Source organism: Thermomonas sp. HDW16 (genome assembly GCF_011302915.1).
Lineage (GTDB): Bacteria > Pseudomonadota > Gammaproteobacteria > Xanthomonadales > Xanthomonadaceae > Thermomonas.
Map to the genome: position 1 here is coordinate 545,313 of NZ_CP049872.1, position 18,982 is coordinate 564,294.

At 66.3% G+C, this 18,982-nt stretch carries 21 protein-coding genes; 9 read left to right on the forward strand and 12 right to left on the reverse strand.

The features are described from left to right. Positions 1-8: 8 nt before the first annotated feature. Complete coding sequence (ada, locus tag G7079_RS02370) at positions 9-854, forward strand: bifunctional DNA-binding transcriptional regulator/O6-methylguanine-DNA methyltransferase Ada (RefSeq protein ID WP_240906222.1); 846 nt, start codon at positions 9-11, stop codon at positions 852-854. Positions 855-936: 82 nt separating this feature from the next. Here ada and G7079_RS02375 read toward each other — a convergent pair whose 3' ends face one another. The 5 genes from G7079_RS02375 to rpsU form a co-directional block, all read right to left on the reverse strand. Then, a complete protein-coding gene (locus tag G7079_RS02375; RefSeq protein WP_166055196.1) occupies positions 937-2,916 on the reverse strand; it encodes a S9 family peptidase in 1,980 nt (659 codons plus the stop codon). A gap of 75 nt (positions 2,917-2,991) precedes the next feature. Then, positions 2,992-4,725, reverse strand: coding sequence for a DNA primase (gene dnaG / locus G7079_RS02380; protein WP_166055198.1), 1,734 nt, complete (start codon positions 4,723-4,725; stop codon positions 2,992-2,994). 24 nt (positions 4,726-4,749) lie between these two features. Further along, positions 4,750-5,250, reverse strand: a complete 501-nt coding sequence (locus G7079_RS02385) for a GNAT family N-acetyltransferase (RefSeq protein ID WP_166055200.1) — start codon at positions 5,248-5,250, stop codon at positions 4,750-4,752. Positions 5,251-5,253: 3 nt separating this feature from the next. Continuing rightward, positions 5,254-5,697: a GatB/YqeY domain-containing protein gene (locus G7079_RS02390; RefSeq protein WP_166055202.1), complete on the reverse strand. Its 444-nt coding sequence runs from the start codon at positions 5,695-5,697 to the stop codon at positions 5,254-5,256. Between the two features lie 104 nt (positions 5,698-5,801). Then, on the reverse strand, positions 5,802-6,017 hold the full coding sequence (rpsU, locus tag G7079_RS02395) for a 30S ribosomal protein S21 (RefSeq protein WP_139716606.1): 216 nt from the start codon (positions 6,015-6,017) through the stop codon (positions 5,802-5,804). A gap of 90 nt (positions 6,018-6,107) precedes the next feature. On the opposite strand from rpsU, the gene tsaD reads away from it, so the two are divergent. The 3 genes from tsaD to folK are packed head-to-tail and all read left to right on the forward strand — an operon-like array spanning position 6,108 to position 8,067. Continuing rightward, positions 6,108-7,133 carry a tRNA (adenosine(37)-N6)-threonylcarbamoyltransferase complex transferase subunit TsaD gene (gene tsaD, locus G7079_RS02400; RefSeq protein ID WP_166055204.1) on the forward strand — a complete coding sequence of 342 codons (1,026 nt, stop codon included), beginning with the start codon at positions 6,108-6,110 and terminating at the stop codon, positions 7,131-7,133. Between the two features lie 25 nt (positions 7,134-7,158). Next, positions 7,159-7,521, forward strand: a complete 363-nt coding sequence (gene folB / locus G7079_RS02405) for a dihydroneopterin aldolase (protein WP_166055206.1) — start codon at positions 7,159-7,161, stop codon at positions 7,519-7,521. Positions 7,522-7,554: 33 nt separating this feature from the next. Beyond that, on the forward strand, positions 7,555-8,067 hold the full coding sequence (gene folK, locus G7079_RS02410; RefSeq protein WP_166055208.1) for a 2-amino-4-hydroxy-6-hydroxymethyldihydropteridine diphosphokinase: 513 nt from the start codon (positions 7,555-7,557) through the stop codon (positions 8,065-8,067). Here folK and G7079_RS02415 read toward each other — a convergent pair. Beyond that, complete coding sequence (locus G7079_RS02415) at positions 8,064-8,807, reverse strand: pteridine reductase (protein WP_166055210.1); 744 nt, start codon at positions 8,805-8,807, stop codon at positions 8,064-8,066. The genes folK and G7079_RS02415 overlap by 4 nt on opposite strands. A gap of 38 nt (positions 8,808-8,845) precedes the next feature. Between G7079_RS02415 and G7079_RS02420 the strand changes: the two genes are divergently transcribed. The 3 genes from G7079_RS02420 to G7079_RS02430 all read left to right on the forward strand — a co-directional run bounded on the left by G7079_RS02420 (position 8,846) and on the right by G7079_RS02430 (position 10,792). Continuing rightward, positions 8,846-10,030, forward strand: coding sequence for an SAM-dependent methyltransferase (locus G7079_RS02420; protein ID WP_166055212.1), 1,185 nt, complete (start codon positions 8,846-8,848; stop codon positions 10,028-10,030). Continuing rightward, positions 10,027-10,437: a VanZ family protein gene (locus G7079_RS02425; RefSeq protein ID WP_240906223.1), complete on the forward strand. Its 411-nt coding sequence runs from the start codon at positions 10,027-10,029 to the stop codon at positions 10,435-10,437. The genes G7079_RS02420 and G7079_RS02425 overlap by 4 nt, the downstream gene beginning before the upstream one ends. Positions 10,438-10,519: 82 nt before the next feature. Then, a complete protein-coding gene (locus tag G7079_RS02430; protein WP_166055214.1) occupies positions 10,520-10,792 on the forward strand; it encodes a DUF4242 domain-containing protein in 273 nt (90 codons plus the stop codon). Positions 10,793-10,798: 6 nt separating this feature from the next. Here G7079_RS02430 and G7079_RS02435 read toward each other — a convergent pair whose 3' ends face one another. Both G7079_RS02435 and G7079_RS02440 read right to left on the reverse strand, forming a co-directional pair. Further along, positions 10,799-12,019 (reverse strand): multifunctional CCA addition/repair protein, encoded by a 1,221-nt coding sequence (locus G7079_RS02435; RefSeq protein ID WP_166057810.1) that lies wholly within the window; start codon positions 12,017-12,019, stop codon positions 10,799-10,801. 84 nt (positions 12,020-12,103) lie between these two features. After that, on the reverse strand, positions 12,104-14,176 hold the full coding sequence (locus G7079_RS02440; RefSeq protein WP_166055216.1) for a lytic transglycosylase domain-containing protein: 2,073 nt from the start codon (positions 14,174-14,176) through the stop codon (positions 12,104-12,106). A 48-nt stretch (positions 14,177-14,224) separates the two neighbouring features. Between G7079_RS02440 and G7079_RS02445 the strand changes: the two genes are divergently transcribed. Next, positions 14,225-15,031, forward strand: a complete 807-nt coding sequence (locus G7079_RS02445; protein WP_240906224.1) for a sulfite exporter TauE/SafE family protein — start codon at positions 14,225-14,227, stop codon at positions 15,029-15,031. A 4-nt stretch (positions 15,032-15,035) separates the two neighbouring features. Here the strand turns inward: G7079_RS02445 and G7079_RS02450 are convergent, their stop codons facing one another. The 4 genes from G7079_RS02450 to G7079_RS02465 all read right to left on the reverse strand — a co-directional run bounded on the left by G7079_RS02450 (position 15,036) and on the right by G7079_RS02465 (position 18,233). After that, positions 15,036-15,794, reverse strand: coding sequence for an endonuclease/exonuclease/phosphatase family protein (locus G7079_RS02450; protein ID WP_166055219.1), 759 nt, complete (start codon positions 15,792-15,794; stop codon positions 15,036-15,038). A gap of 22 nt (positions 15,795-15,816) precedes the next feature. Then, a complete protein-coding gene (locus tag G7079_RS02455; protein WP_166055221.1) occupies positions 15,817-16,656 on the reverse strand; it encodes a thiol:disulfide interchange protein DsbA/DsbL in 840 nt (279 codons plus the stop codon). Between the two features lie 21 nt (positions 16,657-16,677). Next, positions 16,678-17,376: a thiol:disulfide interchange protein DsbA/DsbL gene (locus G7079_RS02460; RefSeq protein WP_166055223.1), complete on the reverse strand. Its 699-nt coding sequence runs from the start codon at positions 17,374-17,376 to the stop codon at positions 16,678-16,680. Positions 17,377-17,456: 80 nt separating this feature from the next. Further along, a complete protein-coding gene (locus G7079_RS02465) occupies positions 17,457-18,233 on the reverse strand; it encodes a c-type cytochrome (protein ID WP_166055225.1) in 777 nt (258 codons plus the stop codon). 127 nt (positions 18,234-18,360) lie between these two features. Here G7079_RS02465 and yihA point away from each other — a divergent pair, with 127 nt between their 5' ends. Continuing rightward, entirely contained in the window at positions 18,361-18,972 is a 612-nt protein-coding gene (gene yihA / locus G7079_RS02470) for a ribosome biogenesis GTP-binding protein YihA/YsxC (RefSeq protein WP_166055227.1), read from the forward strand. Positions 18,973-18,982 lie beyond the last annotated feature (10 nt).

Genomic DNA, 18,982 nt, shown 5'->3' on the forward strand with positions numbered 1-18,982 from the left:
TGCACGCCATGACCAAACCTGCCTCGCCCTCAAGCAAGCATGCCGCCCTGGTGGCGCAGGCCTGTCGCCGGATCGAAGCCGCGGAACAAACGCCATCGCTGGACGAGCTCGCCCAGCAAGCCGGGCTGAGCCCGTTCCACTTCCATCGCGTATTCAAGGCCGCCACCGGACTGACCCCGAAAGCCTATGCCGACGCGCATCGCGCGCAGGCGGTGCGGGCGCGTCTTGCGCGTGGTGAATCCAGCGTCACCGAAGCGATCTTCGATGCCGGCTTCAACGCCAATAGCCGCTTCTACGAACGCGCGAACGACATGCTGGGCATGAAGCCGACGCAATACCGCGCCGGAGGCGTGGATGCGCGGATCGAGTTCGCCATCGGCCAGTCGTCGCTGGGTGCAATTCTGGTAGCGCGAAGCCAGCGTGGCGTCTGCGCGATTTCGCTGGGCGATGACGCCGACGCGTTGTTGCGCGAGTTGCAGGATCGTTTCCCGCGCGCGGAGTTGATCGGTGGCGATCCCGGCTTTGAACGACTGGTCGCGCAGGTCGTCGGGCTCATCGAGCAACCCAACATCGGCCACGACCTGCCGCTGGACGTGCGCGGTACCGCGTTCCAGCAGCGCGTATGGCAGGCGTTGCGGCAGATTCCGTCCGGCGAAACCGCCAGCTACGCGCAGATCGCGCAGCGCATCGGCTCACCGAAATCGGTGCGCGCGGTGGCGCAGGCCTGCGCCAGCAACACGCTGGCGGTGGCGATTCCCTGTCATCGGGTGGTGCGCAGCGACGGCGCGTTGTCGGGCTATCGCTGGGGCGTGGAACGCAAACGGGAATTGCTGTCACGTGAGGGTGCGAAGTAGCGTGGCGAAGGGTGCGGCCGGTGTTCGCGCAACGACATTTCGAGTCGCGTAGCGAATACCGGCCGCACCCTTCGTGCGATGGTCACTCGTTGAGCAGATGCTGCTGCCAGAACAGCATCGTCGCCGCGTTGTAGTAGTCGTTGTTGGCCTTCTTGCGGAAGCCGTGGCCTTCGTCGGCATACAGCAGGTACCAGACCGGCTGGCCGTTGCCGCGCACCGCCTTGACGATCTGTTCCGCCTCGGTCCACGGCACGCGCGGATCGTTCTTGCCCTGCGCCACGAACAGCGGCGATTGGATCTTCGCGGCGTTGTTGAGCGGCGAGATCTGTTCGAACACCGCGGCCATCGCCGGATCGCGTTCGTCGCCGTATTCGACGCGGCGCAGGTCGCGGCGATAGTTCTCGGTGTTCTTGAGGAAGGTGCCGAAATGCGAGATGCCGACGATATCCACGCCGGCGCGGATGCGGTCGCTGTAATGGGTGAGTGAAGCCAGCACCATGTAGCCGCCGTAGCTGCCGCCGATCACGCCAATGCGGCTGGCATCCAGTTCCGGCTGCTGCGCGATCCAGTCCAGCAACGCACCGATATCCTTGACCGAATCCTCGCGCTTGGCCGCGTTGTCCAGCGACAGGTAAGTCTTGCCGTAGCCGCTGGAGCCGCGCACGTTCGGTACCAGCATCGCCACGCCCAGTTCATTCGCCATGAACTGCGCGGTGGGATTGAAGCTGGGCTGTGACTGGCCTTCGGGCCCGCCGTGGATATTGATCACCACCGGATACTTGCCCGTCTTCGACGGCTTGGCCGGCTTGTAGAAGAACGCGGGGATCGTGCGGGTCTTGCCATCGACCGTATCGAAAGTGGGATAGCGGATCAGCGTGGGCGCGACGAACTTCGATGCATCGAGGCCACCGACTTCACTTTGTGTCCAGCGCGTCAGGCTGGCATTGGCAAGATCGATCACATAAGCATCGCTGGGCGAGGTGGCGCTGTTGAGGCTCAACGCGAGCCGCTTGCCATCGGGCGAAAACGCCAGTCCGCCAATCACGCCGATCGGCAACTCCGGCAGGCGGATTTCCTTGTGCGAAGGCAACGACAGCACGCGCAGCCTGCTGATGCCGTCTTCGTTGGTGGTGAAGGCCAGGTGCTTGCCGTCGTCGGCGATGGCGAAATCATCCACGTCCCACGGAATATTCGCAGTCAGCACCTCGAACGTGCCGCTGGCCGGGTCGTGGTAACGCAGGGTCTTGAACTCCTGCGGCTTGCCTTGCAGCGGTTCGTCGGAAATGAAATACACCGCCTTGCCATCCGGAGCGAAGGCGAAACCACCGAACGCGGCCTTGCCGCCATCGACCGGAAACAATTCCAGCTTGCCGGTATCGACAGCCACCACGCCCGGATACGACTCCGCAGCGGAGACGTATTTCATCACCAGCAGTTGCTTGCCGTCCGGCGAGAAATCCAGCGGTGCCCAGCTACCGCCGGCGTCGACCAGCACGCGCGATTCGCCGGTGCGCGTATTGCGCAGCCAGATATCGCGGTCGGTGCCGTTGCGCGCGGTGCTGCCGTAAGCCATCAGCCCGCCGTCGCGGCTGAGCGTAGTGCCGCCGTTCTGGCTGCGACCGCCGTCGGTGAGCAGGGTGGTGCTGCGCGTGGCCTCATCGAACCAGTACAGCTGGCTGAATTCATCGCCACCCTTGTCCTTGGCGAACACGAAACCCTCGCGCCAACCCTGTGCCGGTGCAGGCGTGATGCCGCCGACCGGTTCCGGATAGAAGGTCAGTTGTTCGCGCATGCCCAGCGGCTGGCAGACGCGGTGCGCCTGCGCAGTTTCGGCGAAGCGGGTGCTGATCAGCAGGCAGCCGTTCTTCGTCCAGCCGGCCACGCCCGCGCCACGGGTGTTCTGGTAGCGGTTGAGTTGGTCGATCAGTGCCGCCGGAATTTCCGGGATGTTTTCGCTGGTGCGGTTGCCGACGATGTCGCGTTTGACTTCGTCGGGTTGCGCGAATGCGAATGCGGGCAGCGCCGTGAGCAGCGCGGCGAACAAGGCGGTGCGAAGCAGCATGGCGATGTTCCCGGGGCGTTTGAACCCGCAGCTTAGCGCGGCCGGCAGGGGCCGCCTGCGCCAAAAGTCACGCCGTCAGCCGCGCAAGCGTGCCTGCAGCAATTCGCGCATTTCCTGCTTGTCGGCATCGCTCAGGACGCCGTCGCGTTGCAGTTGCTGCAGTTCCTCGACGCGCTGTTGCAGCACCTGCTTGTCGAGTTGGGCGATGGCGTCCAGGAACTCGGTACGCAGCGCGGCGTCCTCGCCCGGCAGCTCCAGTGCGGCCAGTTTCTGCAACGGGCCGGCTTCGTCGCGTTCGGCGAAGTGTTCCAGCAGCGCGCCGGTGCTGATTTCCGGGCGTTCGCGGATCAGCAAGACAAGTTCCGATAACAGCTCGATGCCGGGTTGGCGCAGCGCCGCGAAGCGATACGGCGGCTGCAGGTCGAGTGCCAGCGCAGGACGTTGCAGCAGATGGGTAATCGCGCCGCGTACCAGGCTGGGCTTTTGCGCGGGATTGCCACGCGTGTGTTGCGACGCGCGCTGCGCAGGGACATGCGTCTGCGGCGTGCTGGCGCGCGCGCCGACGCCGGTGAGTTCGGTCAGGCGCTGCTGCATCAGGTCGCCGAACGCGCCATCGGGAATTTGCGCGAGCAACGGCTTGCAGCGTTCGGCCAATCGCGCCTTGCCGTCCAGGCTCGACAGGTTCACGTCGCTGGACAGTGAGGTGTAGAAAAATTCCGACAGCGGCGTGGCATCGCGCAGGCGCGCATCGAAACCGTCCACGCCTTCCTGACGCACGATCGAATCCGGATCCTCGCCATCGGGCAGGAACAGGAAGAACGCCTGGCGGCCGTCCTTCATGCGTGGCAGCACGGATTCCAGCGCTTTCCACGCGGCGCTGCGGCCGGCGCGGTCGCCATCGAAGCAGAAATACACGTCCGGCGCGTTGCGGAACAGCAGTTCGGCGTGATCCGGCGTGGTCGCCGTGCCCAGCGTGGCGACGGCTTGCGAGACGCCGTACTGCGCCAGCGCGACCACGTCCATGTAGCCCTCGACCACGATCAGGCGGTCGAGCTTCGCGTTCGCCTGCTTCGCCTGCCACAGGCCGTACAACTCGCGGCCCTTGTGGAACAGCGCGGTTTCAGGCGAGTTGAGGTATTTCGGCGAATCCTCGGGATCGATCACGCGTCCACCGAACGCGATGGTGCGGCCGCGGCGGTCGTGGATCGGGAACATCAGCCGATCGCGGAACTTGTCGTAGACGTTGCCTTTGTCGTTCTTCGAAAACAGGCCGCCGCGTTCCAGCAGCTGCATGCGGCGCGGATCGGTGCCCAGCGTGTCGCGCAATGCGGAGAAACCATCCGGCGCATAACCGATCGCGTAGCGCTCGACGATCTCCGCCGCGATGCCGCGTTTTTCGACATAGGCGCGCGCCTTCTCGCTGTTCGCCAGCTGCGTACGGAAGAAGGTCGATGCCGCTTCCATCGCACCATACAGATCGCGGGTTTCCGGGTTGGCGTTGCGCTGCTGGGTATCGCGCGGGATTTCCATGCCCACGCGCTTGGCCAGCTCGTCCACGGCATCGAGGAATTCGAGGCGGTCGTAATTGATCAGGAAGCTGATCGCGGTGCCGTGCGCGCCGCAGCCGAAGCAGTGGTAGAACTGCTTGGTCGGCGAGACGGTGAACGATGCGGAGCGCTCGTCATGGAACGGACAGCGCGAGGCGTATTCCTTGCCCTGCCGTTTCAGCGGCACGCGCGCCTGGATGACCTCGACGATATCGGTCCGCGCCAGCAGATCGTCGATGAAAGCGTCGGGGATGCGGGCCATCGCGTTAGCTTGCCACGCGCGGCGTCAGAGGGCGTCGTGCGATGCCAGCGAATGCAGGGCGTCGCCTTCCAGCCGCTGCACCGTCCACTCATCCTGGCCGACCGCACCGAGCGTGCGGTAAAAACCGATGGCGGGTTCGTTCCAGTCCAGCACGCTCCATTCGAAGCGGCCGCAATCGCGCTGCACGGCGATGCGCGCCAGCGTGGCCATCAGGTGCTTGCCGAGGCCGGAGCCGCGAACCGCCGGGCGCACGAACAGGTCTTCCAGATACAAGCCACGCTTGCCGAGGAAGGTGCTGAAGTTGTGGAAGAACAGGGCGAAGCCGGCAGCTTCGCCATCGACCTCGCCGATCAGCACTTCGGCGGCCGGCTGCGCGCCGAACAATTGCGCGCGTAGGGCGTTATCGGTGGCGATGGCGGCATCGGCCAGTCGTTCGTATTCGGCCAATTCGGCGATCAACTGCCGGATCAGCGGCACGTCATCGACAGTGGCAGGGCGGATCGACAGCAGCGGATGCGCGGCCATGGCTCAGGCCAGCTTCTGCTTCACCAGCTTGCTGACCAGGCCCATGTCGGCCTGGCCGGCCAACGCGGGCTTGAGCACGCCCATCAGCTTGCCCATGTCGGCCGCAGAAGCTGCGCCGGTCGCGGCGATGGCCTTGTCGATTTCGGCCAGGATCGCGGCTTCGTCCATCTTCGCCGGCAGGTAGGCTTCGATCACGCCGAGTTCGTAGCGCTCGATCACGGCGAGGTCCTCGCGCGCGGCGGCCTCGAACTGGGTGATCGAGTCCTTGCGCTGCTTGACCATCTTTTCCAGCACGGCGAGCACCAGCGGATCGGTCATTTCGATGCGCTCGTCGACTTCTTTCTGCTTGATCGCGGCATTGATCAGGCGGATGACTGCAAGGCGATCCTTCTCGCCCGCCTTCATCGCGGTCTTCATGTCGTCGGTGAGTTGGGCCTTCAGGCTCATGTGACGCTCCATCGGAATTTGCTGGTGTTAGGACGCGCTTGTCCAGAAACGCGAAAAGCCGGCCACGCTCGCGCGTGCCGGCTCTCGCTGCAACAAGACCGCGCTCAGTACAGGCGCTGGCGCTTGGTGACGTCGCGACCGGCGCGACGCGCCTGGCGCTTCACGGCAGCCGCAGCCTTGCGCTTGCGCTCCTGGGTCGGCTTCTCGTAGAACTCGCGCTTGCGGGTCTCGGCCAGCACGCCGGCTTTCTCGCAGGTGCGCTTGAAGCGACGCAGGGCAAACTCAAAGGGTTCGTTTTCGCGGACTTTGACGCTGGGCATCTTGGAATCTCTGGTTCAGGAATCTGCCCGATGGGTTCGGGCGAGCCGCGCATGATAGCAGCGAGGCTCGCCCCGGTGCAAGATAGCGTCATGAAAGTCCTCGGCATCGAATCTTCCTGCGACGAAACCGGCGTGGCCGTGTACGACACCGCCCTGAGCGGCGCGGCCGGCCTGCGCGCCCATGCGGTGTACAGCCAGATCGCCCTGCACGCCGAATACGGCGGGGTGGTGCCGGAACTGGCCAGCCGCGACCACGTGCGCAAGCTGTTGCCGCTGATCCGACAGACCCTGGACGAGGCCGGGCTGTCGGTCGCGGACCTTGATGGCGTGGCCTATACCTCAGGCCCCGGCTTGGTCGGTGCGCTGCTGGTCGGTGCCGGGGTGGCGCGTTCGCTGGCCTGGGGGCTGGATCTGCCAGCGATCGGCGTCCATCACATGGAAGGCCATCTGCTGGCTCCGCTGATGGAAGACGATCCGCCGGACGCCCCGTTCGTGGCCCTGCTGGTGTCCGGCGGGCATACCCAGCTGGTCGCGGTGGACGCCATCGGCACCTATCGCCTGCTCGGCGAAACCCTGGACGATGCTGCCGGCGAAGCCTTCGACAAGACCGCCAAGATGATGGGCCTGCCGTATCCGGGTGGCCCGCAGCTGGCGGCGCTGGCCGAAACCGGCACCCCGGGTGTCTACAAATTCTCGCGGCCGATGACCGACCGGCCGGGCCTCGATTTCAGTTTCAGCGGCCTGAAGACCCAGGTGCTGCTGGCCTGGCGGGATTCCGACCAGACCGATACGACCAAGGCCAACATCGCGCGCGGCTTCGAGGACGCGGTGGTCGATACGCTGGCGATCAAATGCGAACGCGCGCTGGAGGCGGCCGGTTGCGACACCTTGGTCGTCGCCGGCGGCGTCGGCGCCAACAAGCGGCTGCGCGCCAAATTGCAGGCGATGGCGGAAAAGCGCGGCGGTCGGGTCTGCTTCCCGCGCCCGGCGCTGTGTACCGACAACGGCGCGATGATCGCCTTCGCCGGCGCGCTGCGGCTGCAGGCCGGGCAGCACGATGACGCGTCGGTACGGGTGACGCCGCGTTGGGACATGGCGACGCTGCCGGCGGTGTGATCGGGCGGCGCGTTATCCTGATGCCATGAGCGACAAAGTCTTCATCGAAGGGCTCGAGATCGAGACCCTGATCGGCATCTACGATTGGGAACGGCGCATCCGCCAGACGCTGGTGTTCGATATCGAGATGGCCTTCGACAACCGCATTCCGGCGGCGAGCGACGACATCGCGCTGACCCTGAACTACAAGGACGTCAGCAAGCGCTTGATCGACTACGTCGGCCAGTCCGGCTTCGGCCTGGTCGAAACGCTGGCGGAGCGCTGCGCCGAGATCATCCTGGCCGAATTCAAGGTCTCCCACGTGCGCCTGAAGCTGAGCAAGCCTGGCGCGGTACGTGGCGCGCGTGCGGTGGGCGTGATCATCGAGCGTGAAAAGGGGTCAGAGTGAAGTTTCCCGATGTGGTGATTGGATCGGTCTGAGATGGTCGACGGGAAATTCACTCTGACCCCTTTTCACCGCGCGTACCTCAGCCTCGGCAGCAATGTCGATGCCGGAACGCATTTGCGCGCGGCGGTCGCTGCCTTGCGCGAACGTTTCGGCGAAGTCGTGCTGTCGGATGCCTATGTGTTCCCGGCGGTGGGCTTCGACGGCGGCGATTTTCTCAATGCCGCCGCAGTCATCGACAGCGACCTCGACCCATTCGCCCTGAACGACTGGCTGCATGCGCTCGAAGATACGCATGGCCGCGACCGCAGCGGGCCGCGCTACGGCGATCGCACGCTGGATATCGACATCGTGTTCTACGACGATCTGGTGCTCGACGGCCCCGGCCACCTGCAGATCCCGCGCAACGAGATCCGCCACGCCTTCGTGCTGAAGCCGCTGGCGGAAATCGCTCCCGGGTTCATCGAGCCCCGCAGCGGCAAGACGCTGCAGGCCTTGTGGCGCGAACACCGCGACCACGGCGTGACGTGGCAACGCGTCGCGCTCTAGCCGATCCCGCGTCCGCCATCCACGTGCAGGGTCTGCCCGGTGACGTAGCCGGAGGCGTCGCCCAGCAACCACGCCACCGCCGCCGCGATGTCCTCCGGCGTGCCCATGCGCGCGAGGGGCACTCGTGCCAGCAGCGCGGCCTGTGCGGCCTCGTCCTTGCCATGTTCCGGCCACAGGATCGCGCCCGGCGCGATGGCATTGATCCGCACCGTGGGCGCCAGGTCGACGGCCAATGATTTGGTCAGCATCAGCAACGCAGCCTTGGCCATGCAGTACACGCTATGCCCGGCCAGCGGGGTTTCGCCGTGGATATCGGCGATGTTGACGATGCCGCCGTGCGCGGCCTGCAGATGCGGCGTCGCGGCCTGCGCCAGGAAGAACGGCGCGCGCGCATTGCTGGCGAACAATTCGTCCCATTGCGCGGGCGTGACGCTGCCGAATGCGGTGGGATAGAACGCCGAGGCGTTGTTGACCAGTGCATCCAGCCGACCGAAGCGGCCGACGGTCTGTGCGATCAGTTCCGGCAGACGGTCGAATGCGGCCAGGTCGGCCTGCAGGGCGATGACGCTGCCGGCGCGCGTGGCGTTGAGCTCCGCCAGCAACGCATCCATCTCCGCCTGCGAGCTGCGGTAGTGCAGGGCCAGGTCGACACCGTCCGCGTGCAGGCGGCGCGCGATCGCTGCGCCGATGCGGCGGGCGGCGCCAGTGACCAGGGCGACCTTGTGCGATGAGCTGTCCATGCACGCAGGATAACGCCCGGCTTGCGTATCCTGTGCACATGCAGACCTTGCCTCCCCCCGATGCCGACGCGCTGGAACACAGCGCGCACCTGCGCGAAATCATCCAGGAACAGATCATCGCCGCCGGCGGCAGCATCCCGTTCTGGAAATTCATGGAGCTGGCGCTGTATGCGCCGGGCCTTGGTTACTACAGCGCGGGGGCGACCAAGTTCGGCGATGCCGGGGACTTCGTGACCTCACCAGAAATCTCGCCGCTGTATTCCGCCTGCGTGGCCGATGCGTTGACGCCGGTGCTGCAGCAACTCGGGCCGGACGCGCAGTTCATGGAGATTGGCGGCGGCAGCGGCGCATTCGCCGAAACCGCCCTGGCCAAATTGCTGGCGAACGATGCCTTGCCCGCCCGCTACGCCATCCTCGAACCCAGCGCCGACCTGCGCGAGCGCCAGCGCGAACGCCTGCAGGAACGGTTGCCGCCGTTGCTGTTCGAATTGGTCGAATGGCTGGATGGGCCGATCCAGGAGCCGTGGAACGGCGTGCTGTTCGCCAACGAAGTGATCGACGCGCTGCCCACGCCGCGCTTCACCATCCGCGACGGAGAAGTGTTCGAGGAACACGTGGCGCTGGATGGCGAGGGCCGTTTCCTGCGCAACGACCGGCCCGCCGATCCGATGCTGGCCTCTGCAATTCGCAACGTCGAGCGACAGTTGCCGGAGCCCTTCGCGGAGGGCTACCGCAGCGAACTGCTGGCGCAGCTGCCGTATTGGTTGCAGGCGGTGATCGGCGGCATGCAGGACGGTGCGATGCTGTTCGTCGACTACGGCTACGCACGCGGCGAGTACTACCAGCCGCAGCGCGTCGACGGCACCTTGCGCGCGTTCCGCCAGCACCATCTGGTGACCGATGTGTTCGCCTTCCCGGGCTTGCAGGACATCACCGCCTCGGTGGACTTCACCGCCCTGGCCGAAGCGGGCGCGGGCGCCGGTTTCGACTTCACCGGCTACTGCTCGCAGGCGAGTTTCCTGCTCGGCAACCGCCTGCAGGAGAACCTTGAGCTGGCCGAATCGCGGGCCAAGGACGACGTCGCCCGCCATAACCTGCGCCAACAGGCCAAGTTGCTGACCCTGCCCAGCGAGATGGGCGAACGCTTCCAGGCGATCGGCTTCCAACGCGGCGTGGAATTCGGTGCGGCCTTCCTGGTCGGCGACTTGAGCCACCGCCTGTGAATGCCGCGAAACCGCGCTTCGGGACGTCGCTGAAACCGTTCAAGCGCCCGAGGTTATGGGCCGGGTTGTGGATGCTGGCGATTGCGGTAGTCGTGATCGGTTCGCTGCTGCCGGCGCGCGACCTGCCGTCGGTGCCAGTCAGCGACAAGTTCGAGCACTTCGCCGCCTATGCCGTGTTGTCGGCTGGGGCGGTACAGCTGTTCGTGCGCCGGCTGTCGTGGGGTTTCGTCTGTATTTTGCTGGTGCTGATGGGGATCGGCCTGGAATACCTGCAGGCGCAAATGGGGCTTGGCCGACAGCTGGATCGCGCCGATGCCTTGGCCAACACCATCGGCGCCCTGATCGGGCTGGCCAGTGCATTCACGCCTTGGCGCGATGCCCTGCTGCGCTTCGATCGGCGTCCCTGATCCGGCCGACAGGCGGCTATTGATTCTCTGCCAGCACGCGTAATCTATTGCTGCGGAGACTCCCGCTTGCGGAGGAACGGCCATGCCTCGTTACATCATCGAACGCCTGATTCCAGGTGCCGGCGAGATGTCGATGCCGGAATTGCAGGTGCTCTCGCAAACGTCCTGCAGTGTGTTGCGTGACTACTGGCCGAAGGTGCAGTGGGTACGCAGCCATGTCACCGCCGACAAGATGTACTGCGAATACATCGCGCCGGATGAGGAGGTCATCCGTGAGTTGGCGCGCCTTGGCGGCATCCCGGCCAACGTGGTGAGCCGGGTGGTGGCGACCATCGATCCGATGACCGCCGAGTAACCCGGTTCAGGCGCGCGCTGCCGCGATTGCGTCGATCCGCGCCTTGCGCAAGGCCTCGCCGAATGCCGGGCCGGCAAGGCCTTGCGCGGCGATCGCGTCGCTGCGCACCGCCAACGCCGCCGCATGCAATCGCCGCAGCGCGTCTGCCTGCGGATAAGGTGCGCCGGACAACCCCGCGCGGCCGCGCTTGTCCGCTTCGCAGACCGTTGCCAGCTGGTCGATGCGCCGTGGCTTGCGGAAGCCGTCGCAGCGCGCGATCAGTTCGTGCACGGTGGCCGGCTTGAGTTCGTCGATGCGATGCACGTTGAGGTGCTCGCGGCTGCACAGCACGGCCAGCTCACGGTGCTCGGCGGGGATTTTCAGGCGTTCGCTGAGCGCGATGATCGGGGCGATCCCACGCTGTTCGTGCATCACGTGGCGCGGCAGTTCGTCGGCGGGCGTCAATGCTTTGCCGAGGTCGTGGGTCAGCGCGGCGTAGCCGATCAGATCGTCGCCGGGCGCCAGCCGCGCCGCCATGTCGCAGACCAGTTCGGTATGGATGCCGGTGTCGATCTCGGGATGGAATTCCACGCGTTGCGGCACGCCGTACAAGGCATCGACTTCCGGCAGCACTGCGGCCAGCGCATCGGCTTCGCGCAGGGTGTGCAGGAAGGCGGATGGCGTGGCGCTGCGCAGGGACTTGGCCAGTTCCTGCCAGACGCGCTCGGGGGTGAGTTCGGCCAGTTCGCCCTCGGCGGCCATCGTGCGCATCAAGGCCAGCGTTTCCGGTGCGATGGTGAAGCCCAGTGATGCGAACCGCGCCATGAAGCGCGCCGCGCGCAATACGCGCAACGGGTCCTCGATGAAGGCATCGCCGACGTGGCGCAGGACGCGCTGTTCGAGATCGGCCGCGCCACCGAACGGATCGACCAGACGGCCGTCTTCGGCCTGCGCGATGGCATTGATGGTGAAGTCGCGGCGGCGCAGGTCGTCTTCCAGCGTCACCGAGGGATCGGCATGCACCACGAAGCCGGTATGCCCGCGCGCGGACTTGCGCTCGGTCCGCGCCAGCGCGTATTCCTCGCTGGTCTGCGGATGCAGGAACACCGGGAAATCGCGGCCGACCTGCTTGTAGCCGGCATCCAGCATGTCCTGCACGGTTGCGCCCACCACGACATGGTCGCGATCGCCCGCGGGCAGGCCGAGCAATGCATCGCGCACCGCACCGCCGACCAGATAGATGCGCACGTTGTCGGGGAGCCGCGAAGTCATGTGCGGATCATGCCTTTTTTCGGCTCGTCATCAATGACGGGTAGAGGCCCGGCGCGCGGTTTACTTGCGCCTGCGTTCCTTCATCGTGGGCTTGGCGGGAGAGGCGGTCACGACCGGTTTCGCCGGCTCTGGCGTGGGGCAGACGAATGCCTTGCGCGGGCCGGCGCTGCGGCCGAGCATGCGCTCGCTCAGGCGCAGCGCGTCGCCGTTGAGCCGCCAGTCGTACACGGTGCTGAAGCTGAGCACGCGCGCCACGTATTCGCGGGTTTCCTTGTAGCTGATGGTCTCGATCCAGAAGTCGGGATCCATCGTCGGGCGCTGGCCGATCCAGCGACCCAGTGGCGCCGGGCCGGCGTTGTAACCCGCGATTACCTGGTAGGGCTTGCCGCCGTACTTGTCCATGAGCTGGCGCAGGTAGGCGCTGCCCAGCACGATGTTGGTGTCCGCGTTGTACAGGCTCTGCCCGCCGGCCCACGGGATGTCGAGTTTCGCCGCCACACCGGCACCAGTGCCGGGCAAGACCTGCATCAACCCGCGAGCATCGGCGGAGGAACGCGCGTTCGGATCGAACACCGATTCGGCACGGATCTCGGCGGCGATCCATGCGGGATCCAGGTTGTTGCGCGAGGCTTCGCGGCGGATGGTGGCGTCGTGATGCAGCGGGAAGCGCAATTGGTACAGCCGCGTTTCTTCCGGATAGCGCTTGCCGTCGACGTTGACCAGGCCGAACACGCCGCGGTCGAACCAGCCGTTGTCCTGCGCCACTTCCACCGCGATGCGGCGTTGTTCGTCGCTGTAGCGCGAAAGCGCGTCCTTCCATTCGCGCTCCGCCCAGCCCTTGCGATCCAGCGCGAACAATTGCAAGGCGCGGACGATGGCGGGATCGCGGGCGATGGCCTGCTTCGCGGCCGGAGTGACGGCCGGCTGCCACGGGCACAACGCATACGGCTGTTCCAGCTTGTCGGCGGCGAGGAAGCCGTGGAAATCCGGCTTCAGCGCGGCCTGTCGGTACAGTGCCTTGGCGCCTGCGGCATCGCCGGTGAGTTCGCTGGTGCGTGCGGCGAAATACGTCCAACGCGAATCGTTGCGTTGTGCATCGGGCATGCGCCGGATCGCCGCCAATGCGGCGGCCCAATCGCTGCGCGACAGCGCTTCGCGTACCTGCCATTCGTGCAACGAAGCGTCGTACGCCGACAGCGGCACCGCCGTCAGCCGGCGTGCGGAATCCGGCAGGTAGGACGCCACCGTCCATAGCGCGATCGGATACAGCACGCGGCCGCGTTCTTCCTCGTTGAAGCCAAGCGTGCTGGCGATGCCGGGCAACATCGCTTCGGCGCGATCGGGTGAATTCTTCGCCAGCTTCGCCAGTGCGTAAGAGGCGACCAACCGGCTGCGCGGCGTCTTCGGCCAGGCATCGACACCGCTACTCGGCGCGTCGATATAGGCCGCATACGCGTTCGCCAGCACGGCATCGTCTGCCTCCATGCCGCGCGCGATGGCGCGGATCACCCCGGATTGGGTTTCCGCGGCGGCCTTGTCGAACCGCTCCCAGCGCAGCGTTCCATCCAGCCCGCCTTGCGTTGCGAGTTGCGCGAACGGCGCATCGCAGGCATCCGGCAGCGACGTGCCGCTGCTGCGCCACAGCGCTTGTACTTCGTGCGCCCAATGCCCATCGGTGCGGCCGAGTTGCAATTGCGCGTTGGCGCGGGCGCAGCGCAGGGATGGATCGTCGATGCCATCGTCCCAGGCGGAGAGGAAGGCGGCCGCATCGTTGCGTTTGGCCAACGCGGCCAGCCATTCGTTGCGGAATGCTTGCGCCACCGGTGTTCCACGGTATTTGGCGAGGAACGTGCCGCCGCGTTCGGTGGGCAGGATGGCGAAATCGCGGCGCAACGTGGCGTATTCCAGCCAGCCGGCCAGCGGTTGGCCGGCATAGGCAGGCAGGGCGGATGCATCCAGCGTGCCGCGCGCAGCGGCGTCGAATGCGGCGCGAAGCGCGTCGTTGGGCGTCGCGATCCGTACTGGCGGATTGGCGGATTGAACGGCCGGCGCCGGGGTTTGCGCACAGGCGCTGCTGCTTGCGCACAGGTTGGCGAGCAGCACGGTAAGCATGGACAGTGTGGACTTGTGCATGGCCGGACTATAGCCGAGCATTTCTGAACGTCTTTTCGTGGATCGTCGATGACCGCAGGGCTGCTGTTGTATCTGTTGCTGGGCGCGTGCGCGGGCGTGTTGGCCGGTCTGCTGGGCATCGGCGGCGGGTTGGTGCTGGTGGCGGCGCTGGCCTGGTTATTGCCGAAACAGGGCGTGCCGCCCGATGCGGCGATGCACGTGGCCTTGGCCAGTTCGATGGCGAGCATCGTGCTCACCGCTGCATCGTCCGCGCGGGCGCACAATCGGCGGGGCAGCGTGCTGTGGCCGACGGTAGCGTGGCTGGTGCCGGGCGTGTTGCTGGGTGGCTGGCTGGGCAGCCGCGTGGCGATTGGCCTGTCGGGCGATGTCCTGCGCTGGTGCGTGGCGATCTATTGCTTCATCGTCGCGGCGCAGATGCTGTTGTCGCGTACGCAGTTGCGCGGCGATGCAAACGTCGTGCCGCGCGGGCCGGCGTATACCGCGATGGGTGGCGTGATCGGGGCCTTGTCCGCGCTGGTCGGCATCGGTGGTGGCAGCATGACCGTGCCCTTGCTGGTCTGGCGTGGCGTCACGCCGGTACGCGCGGTGGGTACTTCATCCGCCTGCGGCGTCTTCATCGGCATCGGCAGTGCGCTTGGCTATGCCTTGCAGGCGCCGGCCGGCGTGGTGCCGCTGGCGTACAGCGTGGGTTATGTCTATCTGCCTGCAGCCGTCGGCGTGGCGGCGGCTTCTGTGCTGATGGCGCCATACGGCACCCGGCTGGCACATGCGGTCAGCGGCGAAACGCTCAAGCGCGTGTTCGCGCTCTTCATGATCCTGGTCGGCAGCAGCTTCGTGTGGGGCGCGCTGCGCTAGCGACTTACTCGAACGCGCGTTCCGGCACGTCGAGTTCGACCGACAACGCCAAATGATCCGAGCGTGCGGCAGGCAGTGCCTGCATCGCGGCCACCTGCAGCGCCGAGGTGACCAGCACGTGGTCGATCGCGCGTTGCGGTTTCCACGAAGGGAACGTGGGTACGTTTGCCGAAGGCGGTTGCAGTTGCGTATTGCGATACAGGGCCTGCATTTCCGGCCGATCCGGGTCGCAGTTGAAGTCGCCCATCAGTACCGCATGTGGGTGGTCGCCCAGCAGTTCGGCGATGAAGTCGACCTGCGCGCGCCGCGATTGCGCGCCCAGCGACAGATGCGCCACCGCCACGGTCAGCGCGGCGTCGCCATTGCCGAAGCTGGCCAGCAACACGCCGCGCCCGCGCACGCGTCCGGGTAGCGCGTGGTTGACCACTTCGCGCGGTTCGAACTTGCTGAGCAGGCCGTTGGCACTCGACGCCACGCCACCCATGCGTCGGTTCGGCTGGTGGCTCCAGTAGGCGAAGCCGCCGCGTTCGGCCAGGTAATGGGTCTGGTTGGTGAAGCCGGAGCGCAGGCTGCCGGGATCGGCTTCCTGCAGGCCAACGATGTCATGGCGGCCGGCGAGCTCGGCGATGGCATCGAGCGCACCGCGCTTGTTGCCGGCGGGCAGCACGTGCGACCAACTGCGTGCCACGTAGTCGTGGTAGCCGCGCGTGCTGGAACCGGCCTGGATATTGGCGCTGAGCAGGCGCAGCCGGCGCATGCTCATGCCGGCTGCCCGGGAAGCGGCATTACTTGGCTGGTGCCGCCGGGGTTTCGGTGGACGCAGCCGGGGTGACGGTGCCGTGCTGGGCGCGTGCTGCCACCACCAGTTGATTCATGATGCGGAACATGTCGTCCACGCTCTTGCCCTTCACCCGGTACTTGCCGTTGACGATGAAGGTCGGGGTGCTGGGCTGGTCGCCGTTGGCGTAGGCATTGAGGATGTACTGCTTGGCGCGGTTGACCTTGGCGGCCACGGCGAAGCTCTGCATGCTGCTGACGAACTGCTTCGGATCGGCGCCATAGGCGGCGTAGAACGCGGCGATTTCTTCCGGCGTATCCATGCCGCTCTCGCCCTTCAAGGTCTTGTCGATGTGGATGGCGCGGAACATCGCGTCATGGGTCTTGTCGACCAGCCCCATCGCGTCTGCGGTGTAGAACGCCTTCGCATAGTTGTCCCACATCGAACCGAACGCAGCCGGGACGTACACCATGTGCACGTCCGGCGGCAGTTTTTCCTTCATCGCGGAGACGGTGGGCTGGACTGCCGCGCAGAACGGGCAAACGTAGCCGAACACTTCGGCGATCTCGATGCGGCCGTCGGCGGTGTCGAACGGCTGGCCGTTGGCGATGAGGATGTAATCGGTGCCGGCGACCGGCGGCGGTGCCTTGGCGGCGGCGGCTTCGGCAGCCTTGATCGCGGCTTCACCGGCGGCCTTGCGTGCCGGATCCTCGGCGCTGGCCTGTTGCGCGGCCGGCGCGCTGCTGGCTGCGGCCTGGGCCGGGTCGGTGACGGCAGCCGGCGTTTCCTTCTTGCAGGCGGCCAGCGGCAGCAGGACGAGGAGCAGCAGGGCGAGGCGATGGGTCATGGCGGTTTCCGTCGTGGTGTGTCAGGTGCGTGGCTTGGTGGCGGTCGGCTTGGCCGGCTTCGGTGCGGGTTTCTTCGGCACCGGGCCGATGGCCTTGAGGATGCGGCTGGCATTGGCCAGCAGGCCCTCGTAGCTGTTGCCGAGCACCAGGTATTTGCCGGCGATCACCAGCGAGGGCGTGCCAGGGATATTGCTGCGCATCTGGAATTCGCGTGCGTTCGCGGCCTTGGCCTGCAGGGTGGCTTCGTCCTTCTGCGCAGTGGCAAAGGCCTTGGCGTTCACACCTGGCAGGCGCGTATAGAAAGCGGTCAACTGCGGGATGGTGGCGTTGCGCGGCAGTTCGCCGGTTTCGTGGATGGCGCGAAACACACGGTCGTGGGTCGCACCGACGGCATTGGCGCCCTCGGCGATGAAGAACAGGCGGGCGAAGGCATCATTCGGGTCGAACATGGCCGGCACCAGCACCAGCTGCGCGTTTGCCGGCATGGTTGCCTTCCACTTTTCCAGCATCGGCGCGAAATGCGCGCAGTGCGGGCACCAGTAGCCGAACACCTCGGCGACCTCGATCTTGCCGGGGGCGCCGCGATACGGCTTGCCGCCTTCGATCAGCTTGTATTCGACGCCCTCGGTCAGACCGGGTAGTGGCGCGGTTTGCTGCGCATGCGCGGGGGCAAAGGCGGCGGCGACCAGCAGGGACAGGGATAGCAGGATCGCGCGCATTGGATCAGGCCTCTTGACTGGGGTGTTGGCGGACGAGGATGCCCGCGTCCGCCGCAATGCCCGGTGAAGCGGGTACTGGCTCAGTGACCGGATGCAGTCTGGGAAGTTCCGGCGCTGCGGGCGTGCAGGCCCTGCACGTAGCTGCCCAGCGACTGGATTTCCTCGTCGGTGAGGGTCTTGGCCACGCTGGCCATCAGGTTGAAGTGCGCGGCATCCGCATCCTTGGCGGTGGTGGTGCCGGTGCGGTATTCCTCCAGGCGGCGCACGGCGTAAGTCGAATCCTGGCCGTGCAGGGCCGGATACGCCGGGCCCGGATTGCCGGCGCCGGACGGGCCATGGCAAGCCATGCAGGCCGGGATGCCGCGGGCGGTGTCGCCGGCACGGAACAACTTCTCGCCGACTTGGTAGAACTTCAGGCCCTTGTTCGGGCCGTCGGCGATCACGGTGTCGTCGGCGATGCCGGCACCGGCTTTCTGCGATGCGAACCATGCACCCACGTCGCGCATGTCCTGGGCACTGAGCATGCTGGCGAACGGCACCATCACCGGGGCCAGGCCGCTGGTGCGCTCGCCATTCTTGAACAGGGCCAGCTGCTGGGCGATGTAGCGCTCCGGCATGCCGGCGATGCGCGGGGCATTCGATTGCATGGCGTTGCCGTCGAGGCCATGGCAGGCGGCGCAGGCACCGGCCTTGCTCTGGCCCGCGGTGGCGTCGCCCCAGGTGGCGGGCTTGTCGTCCAGCGGCGCGGCTTGCACCGGTGCATTGTCGGGCACGGCAACGGCGGTGCTCTGGGCATAGGCAACCGTGGCCAGCGCGAGGCAGGCAACACCGACAAGACCATGACGGACAAGACGCATGCGGAACTCCACAACTTAATTAAGAAGATGGCCGGACGGCCTCTGAACTGACGAATTATCGTCGGGCCGCACAGGGTGGTCAAACCCGGCAGGGCCGGCGGCGTGATCGACGTGTCATCCTATGCGCATGGCCGTCCCCAATCCCTTCAATCGCGCCGATTACCTGCTGGCCGCCCATACCCACCGCCAGCTGCCGCCGGACGGTGGCCGCGAGGTCGCTTTCGCCGGCCGTTCCAATGCCGGCAAATCCTCGGCGCTGAACGCGTTGTGCGGGCGCAATGCGCTGGCGCGGGTGTCCAAGACCCCGGGCCGCACCCAGCAGCTGGTCTATTTCGGCCTGCCGCCGCACGAGGGCAAGTACCTGGTCGACCTTCCCGGCTACGGATATGCCAAGGTCCCGCAGGATCTGCAGGCGCACTGGCAGGCCTTCCTGGACGGCTATTTCGGCAGCCGTGGGGCGCTGGCCGGGTTGGTGGTGGTGATGGATATCCGCCACCCGCTGAAGGACTACGACCGTTCGATGATCGGTTATGCGATGCGTCGTGGCCTGCCGGCGCACGCGCTGCTGACCAAGGCCGACAAACTCTCGCGCGGGGCGGCGATGAACACGGTGCAGGCGGTGCGCAAGGATCTGTCGGCGACTTACGGCGACAGCGTCAGCGTGCAGGGCTTCTCCGGCGAGACCAAGCAGGGCGTGGATGAATTGCGCGCGATCGTGGCGGGCTGGCTGGAAATCTAGGGCGGGTCAT